The sequence below is a fragment of the Campylobacter sp. CFSAN093241 genome, assembly GCF_012889595.1.
Lineage (GTDB): Bacteria > Campylobacterota > Campylobacteria > Campylobacterales > Campylobacteraceae > Campylobacter_D > Campylobacter_D jejuni.
Map to the genome: position 1 here is coordinate 893,023 of NZ_CP040612.1, position 17,362 is coordinate 910,384.

Annotated in this window: 16 protein-coding genes; 2 read left to right on the forward strand and 14 right to left on the reverse strand. The window is 30.5% G+C overall.

The window, feature by feature from the left end; genetic code table 11:
• Positions 1 to 11 precede the first annotated feature (11 nt).
• Both FBE96_RS04620 and secA read right to left on the reverse strand, forming a co-directional pair.
• Complete coding sequence (locus FBE96_RS04620; RefSeq protein ID WP_002853329.1) at positions 12 to 1,217, reverse strand: ABC transporter permease; 1,206 nt, start codon at positions 1,215 to 1,217, stop codon at positions 12 to 14.
• Positions 1,214 to 3,802 carry a preprotein translocase subunit SecA gene (gene secA, locus FBE96_RS04625; RefSeq protein ID WP_002858134.1) on the reverse strand — a complete coding sequence of 863 codons (2,589 nt, stop codon included), beginning with the start codon at positions 3,800 to 3,802 and terminating at the stop codon, positions 1,214 to 1,216. The genes FBE96_RS04620 and secA overlap by 4 nt, the downstream gene beginning before the upstream one ends.
• Before the next feature lie 99 nt (positions 3,803 to 3,901).
• On the opposite strand from secA, the gene lolA reads away from it, so the two are divergent.
• Positions 3,902 to 4,411, forward strand: a complete 510-nt coding sequence (gene lolA, locus FBE96_RS04630) for a LolA-like outer membrane lipoprotein chaperone (RefSeq protein ID WP_002853302.1) — start codon at positions 3,902 to 3,904, stop codon at positions 4,409 to 4,411.
• Here the strand turns inward: lolA and FBE96_RS04635 are convergent.
• Together FBE96_RS04635 and pif1 are read right to left on the reverse strand one after the other, a co-directional pair.
• Entirely contained in the window at positions 4,408 to 5,142 is a 735-nt protein-coding gene (locus FBE96_RS04635) for a hypothetical protein (RefSeq protein WP_002853278.1), read from the reverse strand. The two genes, lolA and FBE96_RS04635, sit on opposite strands and share 4 nt — an antisense overlap.
• 9 nt (positions 5,143 to 5,151) lie before the next feature.
• Positions 5,152 to 6,495 carry an ATP-dependent DNA helicase Pif1 gene (pif1, locus tag FBE96_RS04640; protein WP_002906054.1) on the reverse strand — a complete coding sequence of 448 codons (1,344 nt, stop codon included), beginning with the start codon at positions 6,493 to 6,495 and terminating at the stop codon, positions 5,152 to 5,154.
• A gap of 48 nt (positions 6,496 to 6,543) precedes the next feature.
• On the opposite strand from pif1, the gene FBE96_RS04645 reads away from it, so the two are divergent.
• Positions 6,544 to 7,890: an SH3 domain-containing C40 family peptidase gene (locus FBE96_RS04645; RefSeq protein WP_002868323.1), complete on the forward strand. Its 1,347-nt coding sequence runs from the start codon at positions 6,544 to 6,546 to the stop codon at positions 7,888 to 7,890.
• A gap of 11 nt (positions 7,891 to 7,901) precedes the next feature.
• On the opposite strand, the gene FBE96_RS04650 is transcribed toward FBE96_RS04645, so the two are convergent.
• The 10 genes from FBE96_RS04650 to purL all read right to left on the reverse strand — a co-directional run bounded on the left by FBE96_RS04650 (position 7,902) and on the right by purL (position 17,354).
• On the reverse strand, positions 7,902 to 8,774 hold the full coding sequence (locus FBE96_RS04650) for an N-carbamoylputrescine amidohydrolase (RefSeq protein ID WP_002853261.1): 873 nt from the start codon (positions 8,772 to 8,774) through the stop codon (positions 7,902 to 7,904).
• Entirely contained in the window at positions 8,771 to 9,658 is an 888-nt protein-coding gene (locus tag FBE96_RS04655; protein ID WP_002871737.1) for a cation diffusion facilitator family transporter, read from the reverse strand. Before FBE96_RS04655 ends, FBE96_RS04650 begins: the two co-directional genes overlap by 4 nt.
• Positions 9,655 to 10,632, reverse strand: coding sequence for an agmatine deiminase family protein (locus FBE96_RS04660; RefSeq protein ID WP_002871738.1), 978 nt, complete (start codon positions 10,630 to 10,632; stop codon positions 9,655 to 9,657). Before FBE96_RS04660 ends, FBE96_RS04655 begins: the two co-directional genes overlap by 4 nt.
• Positions 10,633 to 10,730: 98 nt before the next feature.
• Positions 10,731 to 11,165, reverse strand: a complete 435-nt coding sequence (locus FBE96_RS04665) for an META domain-containing protein (RefSeq protein ID WP_002860707.1) — start codon at positions 11,163 to 11,165, stop codon at positions 10,731 to 10,733.
• 15 nt (positions 11,166 to 11,180) lie between these two features.
• Positions 11,181 to 11,300 (reverse strand): hypothetical protein, encoded by a 120-nt coding sequence (locus tag FBE96_RS08760; RefSeq protein ID WP_002886201.1) that lies wholly within the window; start codon positions 11,298 to 11,300, stop codon positions 11,181 to 11,183.
• Positions 11,301 to 11,315: 15 nt separating this feature from the next.
• On the reverse strand, positions 11,316 to 11,849 hold the full coding sequence (locus FBE96_RS08765; protein WP_002867433.1) for a methyl-accepting chemotaxis protein: 534 nt from the start codon (positions 11,847 to 11,849) through the stop codon (positions 11,316 to 11,318).
• A gap of 456 nt (positions 11,850 to 12,305) precedes the next feature.
• Positions 12,306 to 12,767, reverse strand: a complete 462-nt coding sequence (locus tag FBE96_RS08770; RefSeq protein WP_002867432.1) for a membrane protein — start codon at positions 12,765 to 12,767, stop codon at positions 12,306 to 12,308.
• Between the two features lie 98 nt (positions 12,768 to 12,865).
• On the reverse strand, positions 12,866 to 14,398 hold the full coding sequence (gene purH / locus FBE96_RS04685; RefSeq protein WP_002867431.1) for a bifunctional phosphoribosylaminoimidazolecarboxamide formyltransferase/IMP cyclohydrolase: 1,533 nt from the start codon (positions 14,396 to 14,398) through the stop codon (positions 12,866 to 12,868).
• Positions 14,399 to 14,400: 2 nt separating this feature from the next.
• The gene (locus FBE96_RS04690; protein ID WP_002906808.1) at positions 14,401 to 15,171 is read right to left on the reverse strand and encodes a DnaJ family molecular chaperone; all 771 of its coding nucleotides are present in this window, start codon (positions 15,169 to 15,171) and stop codon (positions 14,401 to 14,403) included.
• Entirely contained in the window at positions 15,168 to 17,354 is a 2,187-nt protein-coding gene (purL, locus tag FBE96_RS04695) for a phosphoribosylformylglycinamidine synthase subunit PurL (RefSeq protein ID WP_002875432.1), read from the reverse strand. The genes FBE96_RS04690 and purL overlap by 4 nt, the downstream gene beginning before the upstream one ends.
• Positions 17,355 to 17,362 lie beyond the last annotated feature (8 nt).

Here is a 17,362-nt window from a genome sequence, read left to right on the forward strand (position 1 = left end):
AAAATTACAATTTATTCATTTCTTAAAGTATCTAAAATATTAATTTGAGTTGCTTTTTTTGCAGGATAAAAAGATGATAAAGCTATGATTATTAAAGCACCCACAATGGTTAAAGAAAAATCCATTAAAGACAAATCAAGTGGTAATTTACTGGTTCCATAAACATCAACAGGTAAAGTTACAATATCAAAATTTCCCAAAAGCCATAAAGCAAAAAATGCAAGTACCACACCCACTATCATACCACCACCACCAATAAGCATACCTAAGGCAAAAAAACTCTTTTTTACCTCATTTTTGCTTGCACCTAGAGCAAGTAAAAGTGCTATTTCACTGCGACGATTCATTACTATCATCAATAAAGAACTTACTATATTTAAACTTGCAACCAAAATAATAAGCATCAACACTATAAAAAGCGCTCTTTTTTCAAGTTCTAAGGCTGAAAAAAAATTTTTATTTTGCTCCCACCAACCCACCACAGCATAATCATCTTTTAAATAAGATTTAATTTTTTCAACATCCTTAAAAGCATTATCGCTATATACATGAATTCCATCATAATTTGGATTTTTAGGTATTCCAAGTACTTTTTTCAATGCATCAACATCTGTGTACATATAAGCTTTATCATAAAATGCAAGCCCTGAAGTAAAACGCGCTTTAACATCAAAACGTTTAGTTTGCGGTACTAAAGAAAATCCACTAGGATTAAGATTTGAAAAAATAAGTGAAAGTTTGTCATTTTTATGCAAACCAAATTCATCAGTAAGTGCTGATCCTACAAGTATATCAAAACCACTTAAATTCTCATCCTTTAAAGCTTTAGCAACCACTTCGTTTATTTTTTTTTCATCATTAAAATTAACGCCAAAAAGCACACCACCTTCAAAACGATTATCTCCCTTTACAACAACTTGAGTGCTTAAATAAGGGCTAAATAACAAATTTGGAAATGTTTTTCTTAACTCATCTATAAATTCATCATTTACAGGAGCGTAGAATTTAGGCAAAATAGTAATAGGATAATTCATCACAAAAAAGCGTTTTTCAAATTCTTTATCAAAACCATTCATAATTGCCATAGCTACAAGCAAAACGCAAAGTCCTACACAAACTCCTAAAAAGGCCAAAAGCATAGAAAGATTGATAAAGGGTTGCTCTTTATCAAATCTTAAATACTTAAAAAGTAAATATTTTAAAACGCTTTTATTCAAGCTAAAATTCCTTGCTTAGGACCACTTTTTCCATGGCATTCTTTAAATTTTTTTCCACTTCCGCAAGGACAAGGAGCATTGCGTGGAACTTTTTTAAATTCAGCTTCGCCAAGATTATCTTCGCTTGCGCCCATTTCTACTGAGCTTTGAAGTAGCTTTTCATTTTCTTCATTGGCTTTATTTTCTAAATTTTGCGCCTCTTCTTGATTAAATTGCACGCTAAAAAGTAGTTTAATACTATCAAATTTAATACGATTGACCAACTCCAAGAAAAGATTATAACTTTCTTTCTTATATTCCACAAGAGGATCTTTTTGATTGTATCCACGAAGTCCTATTCCTGTTTTTAAAATATCCATTTGATACAAATGCTCTCTCCAAGCATTATCCAAAACTTGCAAATATAAAATACGCTCTATATTACGCAATTCTTTAATCTCAAGTCTTAACATCTTTTCATTATAAGAATTTTCAAGAATTTGACTTAGCTTGTCTTGCATTTCAATGACGCTTAAATTCTCAAAATCTTTTTCACTAATCTGAGTTGAACATTCATACAAAATTTTTGCTTTCAAATTTTCAAAATTTACATTAGAACCGCTTTCGTCAAGCATATAATCATTCATTACATTTGCGCTATATTCAGCGATATTTTGAGAAATTTTAGCTCTAATATCATAGTTTTCATCTAAAAGCTCATTACGATAACGATAAATAGTTTTTCTTTGTTCATTTGCTACATCATCGTATTCTAACAAATGCTTTCTGCTTTCAAAATGCAAGCTTTCAACTTTTTTTTGCGCATTTTCAACCGCTCTTGTAACGATTCTTGACTCTATGCTTTCGCCCTCTTCTATGCCCAAGCGATCCATAATACTTTTAATACGATCCCCACCAAAAATTCTTAAAAGATTATCTTCTAAACTTAGATAAAAACGACTTATTCCAGGATCACCCTGCCTTCCTGCACGACCACGAAGTTGATTATCAATACGGCGGCTTTCATGTCTTTCTGTACCGATGATATAAAGCCCACCCAAAGCCCTAATCTCATCATCGATTTTTATATCCACACCACGACCTGCCATATTTGTAGCGATAGTTACAGCACCTTTTTTACCTGCATCTTGGATAATCAAAGCTTCTTGCTCGTGATTTTTAGCATTTAAAACATGATGAGGGATTTTCTCTTTTACAAGCATATTGTGAAAAACTTCACTGCGCTCTATACTTGCGGTTCCTACAAGTACAGGCTGACCTTTAGCATTGGCTTTTTTAATCTCTTCAATTACAGCTTTGAATTTTTCATTTTGAGTTTTATAGATAAGATCATCTTTATCTTGTCTTTTAATAGGAATATTTGTCGGTATAGAAATAACATCTAAACTATAAATTTGAGAAAATTCAGTCGCTTCTGTTTGTGCAGTTCCTGTCATACCTGCAAGTTTATTGTACATTCTAAAATAATTTTGAAAAGTAATATCTGCTAGAGTTTGGCTTTCTTCTTGAATTTTTACATTTTCTTTAGCTTCTAAAGCTTGATGCAATCCTTCGCTAAAACGACGTCCTTCGCTTAAACGCCCTGTAAATTCGTCAACGATGATAACTTCATTATTTCTTAAAACATAATGCACATCTTTTTCAAAAAGATTATGTGCTTTTAAGGCTTGATCAAGCTGATGAGCTAAGATAGCATTATCAAGACTGTATAAATTTTCTACGCCAAAAAGCTTTTCAGCCTTAGCAATACCTGCTTCTGTAATTAAAATATTACGATTTTTCTCATCTACTACAAAATCACCCTCAGGTTTTGCAGGGGGTAAAACTGCTTCACCTTTTTGCATTTGTTTAGCTACTTCATTGGCTTTAATATAACCATCTAAAGTACGATTTGTAGGACCACTGATAATAAGCGGAGTTCTTGCCTCATCAATTAAAATACTATCTACTTCATCTACGATAACAAAATTATGCTCTCTTTGAACTTTTTCAGCTTTTGAAAATTTCATATTATCACGCAAATAATCAAAACCAAACTCATTATTGGTTCCATAAGTAATATCACAATCATAAGCTTGCTTGTGTTCTATATCACTATTTTGAGAAGAAAGCACCACGCCAACACTAAAACCTAAAAAATTATAAATCGCACTCATTTGCTCAGCATCTCTTTTGGCTAGATAATCATTTACTGTAACGACATGTACGCCTTTGCCACTCATGGCATTTAAAACAACAGGTAAGGTTGCTACAAGAGTTTTACCTTCTCCTGTTTTCATTTCTGCGATTTTTCCATCGTGCAAAACCATACCACCGATTAACTGCACATCAAAATGACGCATATTTAAAGTTCTCTTACCTGTCTCTCTGACTATAGCAAAAACATCATTTAAAACATCATTTTCGTTTTTTTCTCCGCTTAAAATTTGCTCTTTAAATTTTGCAAATTCAGCTTTTAATTCATCATCGCTTAAATTTTGATAGTTGCCTTCTAAAGCATTGATTTGTGCTACACGCTTGAAATATTTCTTAACTTCACGATCATTTTTTGTGCCAAACACGGCTTTTAAAGCATTTAAAAACATTTCTAAACCTTTATAAATTTTTCAAACTATCATTATAACGATTATTTAATTAAAATTAGCTAGAATGACATAAAAAATATATTTTTTTAAGGAAAATAAATGAAAAAAACATTCTTGATATTTTTTATTTTTATAGGACAACTTTTTGCCCTTGATCTTAATTTTAATACCTTTTCAAGCAATTTTACCCAAATAGTGAAATCCAAAAACTCTACACTTTCTTATTCTGGGCATTTTATACTGAGTAAAGATCAAGCATATTGGAGTTATGATACTCCTAGTAAAAAAGAGATTTATATCAACAAAAATCAAGTAACCATAGTAGAGCACGATCTAGAACAAGTCATTTTCTCTCATCTTGATAACATTCCAAATCTTAATGAAATTTTCAAAAAAGCAAGTCTTATAGACAAAGATAAACTTGTAGCAAAATATGATAATATAAATTATACAATTAAACTCAATCAAGAGCAAATTCAAAGCATATCCTATAAAGATGAATTTGAAAATGATGTTATAATCAATCTAAACAATCAAATTAAAAATCCAAAAATTAATTCCGATGTTTTTAAAGCAAAAATTCCGCAAAATTATGATATAGTTCGCTAATTTTGCGTTGAATTCTCATCAAGCTTTATATCATAGCCTGTTTGTGGCAAATGATAAGGCTTGCTTGCGTTATTTTCTTTGAATATTTGTGGAGGATTGGCGATTAAATCTCTTTTAATTTTTTCTTCTATATCTGGAGTCATTTTAGGTGTATTTAAATTATCTATATTGATTTCTCCATTGTCATTTTTATTTTCTTCATCTGGATCTTTGAAAAGCTGTTCAACTTGCTTGACTTCTAAATTTGGAACACTAGGAGTTGGGATCTTTTCAACACTAGGAACTTGAGTTTTAGGAACTTCTAAGTTTTCAAGTGCTTTTTTTACCTCGCTACCCATACCCTTCTCTTTAGCCTCAGTACTTTCTAAAAAGCGTTTAAACTCCTCTAAATCAAATTTTTCCACTCCACTTAAAGATATGATATATATATCATCTAGTTTAATCTTATATTTCTTATCTAAAAATTTTTCTAAAGTTTTTTTAAAATTATTTTTTCCAATTTCTGTAAAAATATCTTCATAAAAAAACCCTGAAATTACTGTATTTACAGCATCAATTAACTTATTTTCATTTTCTTTTAAATTATTCCCATCAAATTCCAAAGAAATTTCAACTTTTTTAAGAACATTTGCTCCACTTTTAGAATACAAATCTGTTCTTATTTTATCTATTTCAAGATTTTGAGCATTTAAACTCAAAACCAAAAAAACACTTAAAAATATTTTTTTCATTTAATGCCTTTAAATGATTTGTTCTTGTATTTCGAGATCTAAAAAATTATGTTTTTTATAAAATTCAATCACATTAGAATCTATTTTTAAAATATTAGCAAAATAAAATCCAAAATTTATCTTTTTTGTAGAATAAATTTTTAAAGTATTTGGGTTTGTAGCGCGAGAAAGAGCGACATAAAGCTGTCCATTTTCAAAAATATGATCAATATCACACACTAATTTTTCAATACTCATACCTTGTGATTTGTGTATAGTAATAGCATAAGCTAATTTAATAGGAAACTGTGTAACACTTGCGAGAATATTAACAACAAAATCTTTACCTGATTGCTCAAGTTCTTCCATGAAAAAAGTATAAGGTTCAAGTAAAATTTTCATCCCATTATTTTTAATAATGCTAATATAAATTTTCTCCTCTTCATAAAGAATATCTTCTATAATGCCTTGCTCTCCATTATAATAATTCTTATCCCAATTATTTACGCAAAAAATAATACGAGCGCCTATTTTAATATTTAATTCTTCCAATATATTTAAGCTTCTAATCCAAGAATCAAGCTCTTCATCTTTTATTCTCTTATCTTCTTTTTTAACCTGAGCCTTAAAGCATACAAGCGGGGTCTCAAGTTTGCTTAATTTTTCTTGATTGATATTGTTTACTTTTTTATTGATACCACAAAGTAAAGTATAATCATCTTCTAAATTTTCTAATTCTTTATAATCAATTCGCAAAGATTCAAAAAAGCTTAAAATTTTTTCATCTAAAAAACCTTGTCTAATCAAAGATAAATGGTTATAAAATTCCATATTTTGCGTTCTTTTAGGTTGAGAAAGTTTAATATTCTTAAAATTTAAATCTTGCCAAAAAAATGAAGAAAAAGCATAATAAGAATGGTTAAATAAAGTTTCTTTTTTTTCTTTAATTACTGGAGGCAGTTGAAAAAAATCTCCAACAACTAAAATTTTTCCATTAAATTGAGAATTTTTAAGTCTAAAGCCTATCATTTCAAAAACATTTGCACTAACCATGGAAATTTCATCGATAATAATAAGCTCAATCGTTTTTAAAAGCTCTTTAAGTTTTGTTAATTTTTCTTTTTGTTTTTGATTGCGATCCAATACACTTAATTTCATCATATCATCACAATACCCTAAACAAAAAAAGCTGTGTAAAGTAACACCGCCTATATTAAACGCCGATAGAGCACTAGAACCAAGAGCTATGGCTATTTTTTTTTGTTTTCTATAAGATTTGATAAGCTCATTTGTCAAAAAGCTTTTACCAACTCCAGCACCACCACTTAAAAAAACATTATCATAAGCTAAAATTTTTTCTAGTTTATCAAACATTATATTTCCTTGGCTTTAATTATAACTATTTTTTCTAAAAGGTTGATTATGAAATCTTGTTTATATTTTACTTTTATAGTGCTATTTTTAACAGCTTGTTCAACAAAAAATTTAACTTCACTTCATCGTGAAAATTTAGAACAAAAAAATGAAAATCAACATTATGCAAAACTTGAATACGAACAAAATGTAAACATTTTGCCACAATTTGCTTACGATATTAATTTTGATGCAAAACGATATAAAAAATATTTCTTTAACCCTTGGCATGATTCATTTAAAAATTACAAAGGACAAAATATTTTTTGGTCCTTTCCTTTATATTTAAATTCAAAAAATACTTATTATTTTTTCAATAAACAAATTATTCCACTTTCATGGTTTAAAAACGCTATAAATAACGCAAATATCCAAGAATTCGGTAAACTTAATCAAAAAGCTTTAATTATCCAAAATACAATCATTAAAAATCTTCCAACCCAAAGAGCTATCTTAAAAAATCCTTTTTTTGAAAATGAAGGAATTCCTTTTGACTATGCAAGCGATGGCATTTTAAATACTGGAGCCCCTGTCTTAATTTCACATTTTAGTAAAGATAAGCGTTATGCTTTTGTTTTAGGTGAAGCTGGATTTGGATTTGTTGAAAGTAAAAATTTGGAATTTTTCTCAAACGATAGAGCGAAAATCTATGAAAATCTCAACTTTATCACACCACTAAAAGAAAAATTTGCTATCTATAGCGAGGATGGTAAATTTTTATTTGAAAGTAGAATTGGTGCTATCTATCCTTACTACAAAGAAGATAAAAACTATTTTTATGGAAAAATAGGTTCTAAAAAATATAAAATTTCTAAAAAAGATGTATCTAAATTTCCTTTACAATTCAATGATAAAAATTTAAAAAATCAACTTTCACAAGTTTTAAATTTGCCTTATGGCTGGGGCGGTTATAATTTTGAAAGAGATTGTTCTTTACTAACTCGTGATATCTTTTCAGCTTTTGGACTTTATCTACCAAGAAATTCAGCTGCACAAAAAAATTCTTTTAATCATTTTGATATAAGCACTCTTAGTAATTCTCAAAAAAAAGATTTTTTAAACCGCTTTGGGAAAGCTTATCTTAGTTTACTTTATTTACCTGGACATATTATGCTTTATGCAGGGCAAATTACAGATAATAATATTGCCATACATAATATATGGGGCTTAAGAAAAGATGCAACCCAAAGACTTCTCATAAGTTCTAGCGTCATCACTTCTTTAGAAATAGGAAAAAATGAAATTTTAGAAGATAATTTGCTTTTATCAAGACTTAAAGAAATAAGTTTTATAAATTTAAACGAACAAGAAAAAGAGCAAATAAAAAGCTATCTTGAAAATATACAAAACAAATAAGATTTATTGATTTAATCAATAAATCTTTTAGTTAAATCTGTAAAATATTCTATGCGTCTATCTCGCAAAAAAGGCCACCAACGACGCACATTTTCACTTCTTTTTTTATCTATTTCTATGATTTTTACACATTCGTTTTGAGAATCTAAAAGACAAAGTTCTTCACCTTGAGGGCCAAAAACAAAAGAATTTCCCCAAAATCTAATGCCCTCTTCTACCCCGCTTACATCTTTTTCAAAACCTACTCTATTGATAGCTACTACATATAAACCATTAGCTATAGCATGTCCTTTTTGTACGCCAAGCCAAGCATTGAGCTGTCTTTGTTTTTCTTCATCTTTATCCTTATCAAACCAACCAATTGCCGTGGGATAAATAAGAATCTCAGCTCCTTTTAAAGCCATAATTCTTGCTGCTTCAGGATACCACTGATCCCAACAAATAAGCACTCCAAGCTTACCTAAACTTGTATTTATAGGTTCAAAACCCAAATCTCCAGGAGTAAAATAAAATTTTTCATAAAAACAAGGATCATCGGGTATGTGCATTTTGCGATATTTGCCTGCTATAGAACCATCTTTTTCAAAAACCACTGCAGTATTATGATAAAGTCCGGCACTTCGTTTTTCAAACAATGAAGCAATAAGCACTATTTGATTTTTTCTAGCTATATTTGCCCAAAATTTCACATCTTTTTCATAATCATTAGCATAGTCAAAAAAATCCACATTTTCACTTTGACAAAAATACTCACTTTGATGAAGTTCTCCTAAGCAAACAAGCTCAGCTCCTTGTTTAGAGGCTTCTTCTATAAATTCGCAAGTTTTTTTTATAGTTTGTTCTTTATTTAAATGAAATTTTTGTTGTATTAAAGCGATTTTCATTGTCTTTGCCTTTCTTGTTCTGCATCATCATAAGGATCTAAATGAATTTGTATATCCCATTTTTCATTTTCAAACATCTTACGCACACCTTCTTCTATTTCATCTGAAATTTTATGCGCATTTAAAAGCGAAATTATAGGGCAAAAAACCAAATGCACGCTTAAATAATTACAACTTGGAGTTTTACGCGTCTTTAATTCATGATAGGAAATTATTTCAGGATTATTAGAAATCAAAGTACAAATTTTATCCACTTGTTCCTTAGGTAAAGCCTCATCCATTAAAAAAGCTAAAGCTTTTTTAATGATTTTAAAAGCAGAAAATGCCGTATAAAGACTGATCACTATCCCAAAAATAGCATCAATAATATGTAAATTTGTAAAATAAATCAAAACCAAAGCCCCTAAAGTACAAGCATTGGTTAAGCAATCTGTTTTGTAATGCAAAGCATCACTTTCTATAATCAAACTTTTGGTTTTTTTAGCTACATAATTTAAAAAAAGTACAAGAAAAAAAGTCATAATTAAAGTAAAAATCATCACATAGATGCTTGAATTTAAATCTTTAATTTCTTCTTTATAATAAATCTTTAAAATACTCTCATAAAAAATAAAAATCCCCACGCCAACTATAAAAACACCTTCTAACAAACCCATTAAAGCTTCAATTTTAGAAAAACCAAAATTATAATTTTCATTCGCCTTTTGTGAGCTTTTTTTAAGAGCCAAAAAATTAAAAGCAGAAATAGCAAAATCCATTAAAGAATCAATCGCACTTGAAAGTACTGCAACAGAACCACTTGTTAAGCCTACTATAAATTTAACCAAGGCTAAAACAATGGCACATAAACTTGCTACAAGAGTTGCTTTTTTTTGCAAACTCATCTTAAACCTTTGAAACGATTTTGACAAGAACAATGCAAAGAACCGTTTTGTCGTAAAAACACTCTTGCATCTACTCCTATAATTTTATGACTAGGTAAAGCTTTAGAAAGTCTTTTAGCTATGATTTCATCATTTTTATCCTTATAAAAAGGCACAATTAAAGCATTATTTATAAAAACAAAATTCGCATAAGTTGCGCCCAATCTTCTTCCTTCATAGTATAAAGGATTAGGTATAGGAAGTTCTACTAAATCAAAGCCTGTTTTTTTAAGCTCTTCTTTCATTTTTTGCAAAGGCAAATAATGTTCATCCTCTTCATCTTCACAAATACAATGTGCTATGGTATTTTTATCTATAAATCTTGCTAAGGTATCGATATGATGATCTGTATCATCACCTTTTATGAAACCATTTTCTAGCCAAATAATTTGCTTTAAACCAAAAATTTCTTTTAATTTTATATCAATTTGGGTTTTGTTTAGATGAGAATTTCTATTTTCATTTAAAAGACAATGAGAGCTTGTAAGCATCACATCCTCTCCATTAAAGTCAATACTTCCTCCTTCTAAAATAAAATCAACCTTTTTAAGTTCCTCTTTAAATTTTTCTTTAAAAAGCTTAGAATTTACAGCATTATCAAGCTCACTTTGAAATTTATTTCCCCAAGCATTAAAAGTAAAATCAAGAGCCTTTAAACGACCATTTTCTATTATATCTATAGCTCCAAAATCACGTATCCAAGTATCATTGGTATCACATTTAAAATACTCTACATTTTTTATATCTTTAAAATTTTCAAAATCACTCTGTTTAGGAGCTATAAGTAAAACTTTTTGAAATTCACTCACTGCTTTTACAAATTCTTTATAACTTTGCAAAATTTCCTCTAAATAGGGATTCCAATCGCTTTTTTCATGGGGTAAAGAAAGCATGAGGTATTCTTGCTCACTCCATTCAGGAATTGATTTTATCATTTAACTACCTTTTTTGATAATAAAATTATAATTGTATCATTTTTTAGACTTTTGTCAAATTTAAGAAGATTACCTCGATATTTCGAGGCTTTAGGGTATTATTTAAAAAAGATCTTCATTTCATCATTACTTAAAACAAGTTTTCCATTTTCATTTGAAATTTTAAAAATTCCTTTGAAATTTGAAAGGAAAGAATTTTCAAAATCCATTACATCCATTGGATGACAAAGCATTTGAGTTGAAGCTACACGATCACCTTCGATTTGCAAAGTATCCGCCTTAGTTTGGTAAGAACCAAAAAAACGATTACACCCTGAATAACCATAAAATTTATTATTTTCAAAACTAATATTTGGACTTTCCTCTGCGTTTTTTGGATCAAAAGTTTTACCATTAACTATAATTTTTTCTATTTTGAAAAGCTGATTTTGTACAAGTTCATTATTACCTTTAGAAGTAGATGAAGTAACAGAAGTACTAGCACAACCTGCAAAAAAAGTTGCAGCTAAAGCAATTTGAAGCGTTTTTTTCATTTTATTCCTTTAAATTTAAAATTGGTTAAGTTCGCTTTCGAGATTATGACACACTATTTTTAACTCATCTACAACTTGAAGTAGAATTTTAGAAATTTCTTCATTCTTTTCACTTACTTCAACATTTTCTTGCATACGAGAAAGTAAATTTTATATATTCTCTTGGGAAATTTTTATTTTTTCAGTACATTGAGTTACCAAAGCCCTAGCATCTTCGTTACATAATTTAACCTCATTAGCATCATCAACCAATAAAGCGGTGTCATCATTTAAAGCTTGTATACTTTGAGTATTTTTCTTTAATTCTGCGTTAACCTCATTAATACTTTGCAAAAGCTCTTTTGTAATTTGAGCTACATTTCCCAAAAATTCTTCACTGTTCTGAGCCAACTGCCTATCATCCTCAGCAATTACAGAAAAACCTAGTCCAAATGCACCAGCCCTAGCTACTTCTATGTCAGCATTTAGGGATGGTAATTTTGTTTTATCTGCGATCTTATCCATCATTTGAGTTGCTTTTTGTATATTACCTGCTTGATTGACCATGTTTTCAACTTTTTTAGCCAATTCATTTTCATTTTGGGATACTATTGATACTTTATTAGCAACATTAAACAAAGATTTAAGCATTTGCTCTAATAATAAAAAGGATTTTTCATTGGCACTATTTGCCTTATTTGACAAACTAGCAAGTTCTCTAAGTTCATTGCCAACATTTGCACCAAGTTTAAAACTTTGATCTATTTGCTTATGACTTTGTGAACTGATATCACTTAAAAAATAGCATTTGAATTTAAAAGATTGCTTTGTTTTTCTACATTTTTTAAATTATGACTTGCACTGCTAACTGCCTTGTGAGTTTTTTCGATAAATTGATTGATATATCCACAAGCTAAAGCAATTTCATCTTGACCTTTAACTGAAATACGAGCTTTTAAAATTGCTGCTTCCTTGAGCTAATTCTTTAGCATGATTTAAAAGCTCTAAAACGGGCTTTCCAACAACAACTTTAAGTATTAAAAGAACCACCACAAAGGGTAAAAATCAAAGCAATAGTAAATATTATAATATAAGATTGACCGGTTTTGCTTATATCTTTTTAAACACCTTCTAAAGAATGTAATATATCCATAACCCCAATCACACTTCCTGTATTAGCATTTCATGACAAGTAACACAACTTTCATCTGCAATCAAAGGGCGTATCAATCTTAAATACACAACACCATTTATATTTTCTTCCAAAGCTTGAATTTTAGGATTTGAAAATTGTTCTATAATACGCTTATCATTTGAAATTTGAGGGGCTTTCATCTCAAAAAGATCTATAGTATCTTTTGAAGGATAAATTTTAATATCACTAATACCCTCTATACTTTTTACATCTTCAATGGCTTCTTTAATTTTTTCAGGATCTCCTAAATTCATAGCCATTCTCATTGTTTGAAAAACAGAAGTACTTACGGTATTTAAATTTGCCTTGCTCATTTTATTAGCAGTATTTTTAAAGTCCAAATTTAAAATCACTTGCATTACGATAAAACTTATAAGCAACACCACAAAAATTGCAGCAGAAACCTTAAATCCTATAGTTTTAAACATCATAGTTTCCTAAAAATAAAATTTTTCGGAAATATTTTACACATAATTTATTTAATTTTTATTGAATTATGTGTAAAAAACATAACATTCTATTAAACTTAATGTAAGAAATGTCTTACTCCTGTGAAATAAAGCGCCATACCATACTCATCAGCTGCTTTTACCACTTCATCATCCCTTATACTTCCGCCTGGTTCTACTATAGCTTTAACCCCTACTTTACTTGCTTCATCTATGCTATCTCTAAAAGGAAAAAAGGCTTCACTTGCTAAAACGCAACCTTGCAAATCAAGCCCCATTTCTTTAGCTTTAGCGATTGCTACCTTTGCTGCATCGATTCTGCTTGTCATACCCATGCCTATAGCCACCATAGCGCCATTTTTTACATAAACAACATTGTTTGATTTGGTAAATGCTGCTATTTTCATGGCGATTTCAAGATCTTTTAATTCTTCCTTACTTGCCTCTCTTTGACTCATAAGCTTTGCATTTTTAAACTCATCTTCGCCAACTTCATCGCTGTTTTGATATACAAAACCCCCATCAATATGTTTAAAATCATATTTATCAAAATTGCGGATTAAAAATGGACTTTCTTGAGTGAAAATTTTAATGCGTTTTTTACCTTCAAACATAGCTAAAGCTTTTTCATCTACATTGGCTGCGATGATTACTTCTACATAAATTTCATTGATTTTATTTGCTAAAGCCTCATCAAGAGTTCCATTGATTGCAACCACTCCTCCATAAGCACTAACGCTATCGCATTTTAAAGCATGTATATAGCTTTGTACTAAATTTTCTTTTATAGCAAAACCGCAAGGATTTCCATGTTTTACTATAGCAATAGCTGGAGCTTTATCGAAACTACTAGCTAAATTTAAAGCTGCGTTAATATCGGTTAGATTATTAAAACTTGCTTCGCCTTTAAGGGCTTTGAAATTTGCACTAAAAAAGGCATCAAACTCATATAAAGCCCCTTTTTGATGTGGATTTTCTCCATATTTTGTATCAAATACTTTTTGCCCTACTATAAATTTACTCGCTCCAAAACCTCCATTAAAGCGTTCATTCATATAATTTGCAATATAAGCATCATAATTTGCCGTATGCTCATAAGCTTTTATCATCAAATTTAAACGAAAATTCTCATCATTTTGACCTTTTTTTAAAGTCTCAATCACTTTTTCATAATCAAGCGGATCGCAAAGTACCATCACATCTTTATAGTTCTTTGCTGCACTTCTTATCATCGCAGGCCCACCTATATCGATATTTTCTATAATTTCATCAAAATCATCACTCATAATAGTGGTTTTTTTAAAAGGATATAAATTTACACAAACTAGATCAATGCCTAAAATTTCATTTTCTTTTGCTTGTTTGATATGATTTTCATCGCTTCTTTTGTGTAAAATCCCACCGTGAATCTTAGGATGCAAAGTCTTCACACGCCCTTCAAAAAGCTCAGGACTCTTTGTAAAATCACTCACTTCTATAACTTTTATTCCATTTTCTTTTAAAAGCTTAAAAGTCCCGCCTGTTGAAAGAATCTCAAAGTCTAAATTTTCAAGCTCTTTGCCAAATTCTACTATGCCTTCTTTATCACTCACGCTAAGTAATGCTCTCATTTTTACCTTTCTAAATGTTTTTTAACTTTTTCGTAAGCTTCGTTGATTTTTTGAAATTTCTCTACACCGATTTTAAGCTCTTCTTCACTAACATTGTTTGCATTTAAAATATCAGGATGATATTTTTTTGCTAAATTGCGGTATTGTTTTTTTACTGCATTTAAATCTGCATTATTTGAAAGTTCTAAAATAGCAAAAGCTTCATCAAGGCTTAATTCTTTTTTAGTACTTTTTAAATTTGAAAGACTTGCTATAAAAGCGTCTAATTCGCTTTTTGCTATATCAAAGGCTTTAGCGATTTGCTCTAAAATTTCACGCTTTTTAGCATTAAAATCTGCATCGATTAAAGCCATAAAAACAAGCACACGCAAGACATTAAAACGCTCATTTTTAGGCAAAGGCACTTCTTTTAAAAAATCTTTTGCCACATAAAAAGCATCACTTAAATTTTCTTTATGTTCATTAAAACTTGCTTTTAAAAAAGCTCTTTCTTTTTCATCTTTGGCATTTGCATCTAAAAGATCTTTGATCATTTCAGCTTCATTTTCACTTACCCTACCATCACTTTTTGCAATTTTTGCCAAAAGTGCGATAACATAGTAATTCATACGCCTTTTAAACTCATCCATTCTTTCTTCCATAACCCCACGAGCAAAACCCTTAGCAAAGCCTTTGGCTCCTCTTGTAGCTGAGTTTAAAAAATCCTGTTTTCCCCAAGTTTTATAATACCAGTAAAACACCAAAATAACGAGTATAATTAAAACTAAAATCATTGGATTTGCTCTTTAAAACTTTCAAAATAAAGCTTGTCAAGTTCAACCTTGCTTAACTCAATGTTATCAAGTTTAAAATGTTTTTGGCTTGTACTCACACCTAATTTATAAGCTTTTACTCCAAATTCTTTGGCTAAATTTAAAAAAGCTTCTTCATTTTCTTTGCTAAGCCCTACTATAGCACGACTTGCACTCTCATCAAAAATCATTTTTTCATCATCAAAACCACTTGTTAAATTTACACCCACACTAGAAATAGCAAACATTTTTGCCAAAGTCATAGCAATACCCCCTATTCCTACGCTATTGGCACACTCAAGTAAAGAATTTTGATTGGCTTTATAAAGCAAATCCCAAAGTGCAAGTTCAGCTTTATAATCAAGCTCTTTAAGACTTCCTGATACTTTTTTATCTTGGATTTTCATTACCATAGATCCGCCAAATTCTCCTAAACTTTCACCCAAAAGATAAACGCTTAAATTTTCTTTTTCAAAACTAGCTTTTAAGGTTTTATTTGCATCTTCTAAAACCCCTACGCTTACTATAGTAGGACTTGGATAAATACTTACTCCTTCAGTTTCATTATAAAGTGAAACATTGCCGCTTACTACTGGGGTATTTAACTCTTTACAAGCTTCTTTAATACCTTCGCAACCTTGTGCGAATTGCCACATCACTTCAGGATTTTGCGGATTTCCATAATTTAAACAATCACTTATTGCCAAAGGTTTAGCCCCCGTACAAGCAACTTTTCTTCCTGCAGAAGCTACTGCTAAAGCTGCTCCTATTTTAGGATTTACATAATTTAAGCGTGAGTTACATTCTATAGCCATAGCCACACTTGCGCCATTTTCTTTGATACGAATAACACTAGCACCTAATTTTCCATCAGCTTTTATAGTATTGGTTTGCACACTTGAATCAAATTGATCATAAATAAAAGCTTTGTTGTTAATATTTTCATTTTGAAGCATTTGTATAAAAAGCTCTTGAATGCTTAATTTTAGCTCAAATTTATAATCTTTAATTTCACTTAAATATTTTGGCTCACTTATAGGACGACTTAAAATCGGCGCTTTTTCACTTAGAGGCTCGATAGGAATAAGCCCTACAAGCTCATCATGCCAAAAAAGCTCCATTTTTCCTGTATTAGTAACTTCACCTATAACCACAGCATCTAAATCCCATTTTTTGAAAATTTCTATAACCTTATCTTCATAGCCTTTTTTCGCACAAATAAGCATTCTTTCTTGAGACTCGCTAAGCATTAACTCATAAGGAGTCATACCGCTTTCACGTATAGGAGTTTTATCTAAGTAAAGTTTCATGCCACTGCCACTTCTTCCTGCCATTTCAAAAGAACTTGAAGTAAGCCCTGCAGCACCCATATCTTGAATACCCACAATATAATCAGTTTTAAAAAGCTCTAAACAAGCTTCCATAAGAAGTTTTTCACTGAAAGGATCGCCAATTTGCACTGTAGGACGCAAAGATTTGCTTTCTTCATTGAAGCTATCACTTGCCATAACCGCTCCACCAAGTCCATCACGCCCTGTTTTTGAACCCACATAAATCACAGGATTTCCTACACCTTCAGCCTTAGCATAAAAGATATCTTCACTTTTACAAACCCCTAAAGCAAAGGCATTAACTAAGATATTTCCATTAAAACACTCATCAAAAGCACATTCTCCGCCTATAGTTGGCACACCCATGCAATTTCCATAATGAGAAATTCCATTTACCACACCTTTAACAAGGTATTTTTGATGTTTGCCGCATTTTTCATCATGAATATTGCCAAATTTTAAAGAATTTAGCCCTGCAACCACTCTTGCACCCATAGTAAAAACATCACGCAAAATTCCCCCTACTCCCGTAGCCGCACCTGCAAAAGGCTCGATAAAGCTAGGATGATTGTGACTTTCTACCTTAAAAACTGCTGCCATACCTTGCCCAATATCAATAACCCCTGCGTTTTCTCCTGGGCCTTGAATCACCCAAGGTGCTTTAGTTGGAAAACCATTAAGATATTTTTTACTGGATTTATAAGAGCAATGCTCGCTCCACATCGCAGAAATAACCCCAAGTTCTAATAAATTTGGCTCGCGTCCTAAAATTTCTAAAATTTGTGCATATTCTTCATCACTGATTTTATGTGCTTTTATGGTTTCTTTGTTCATTTTTATCC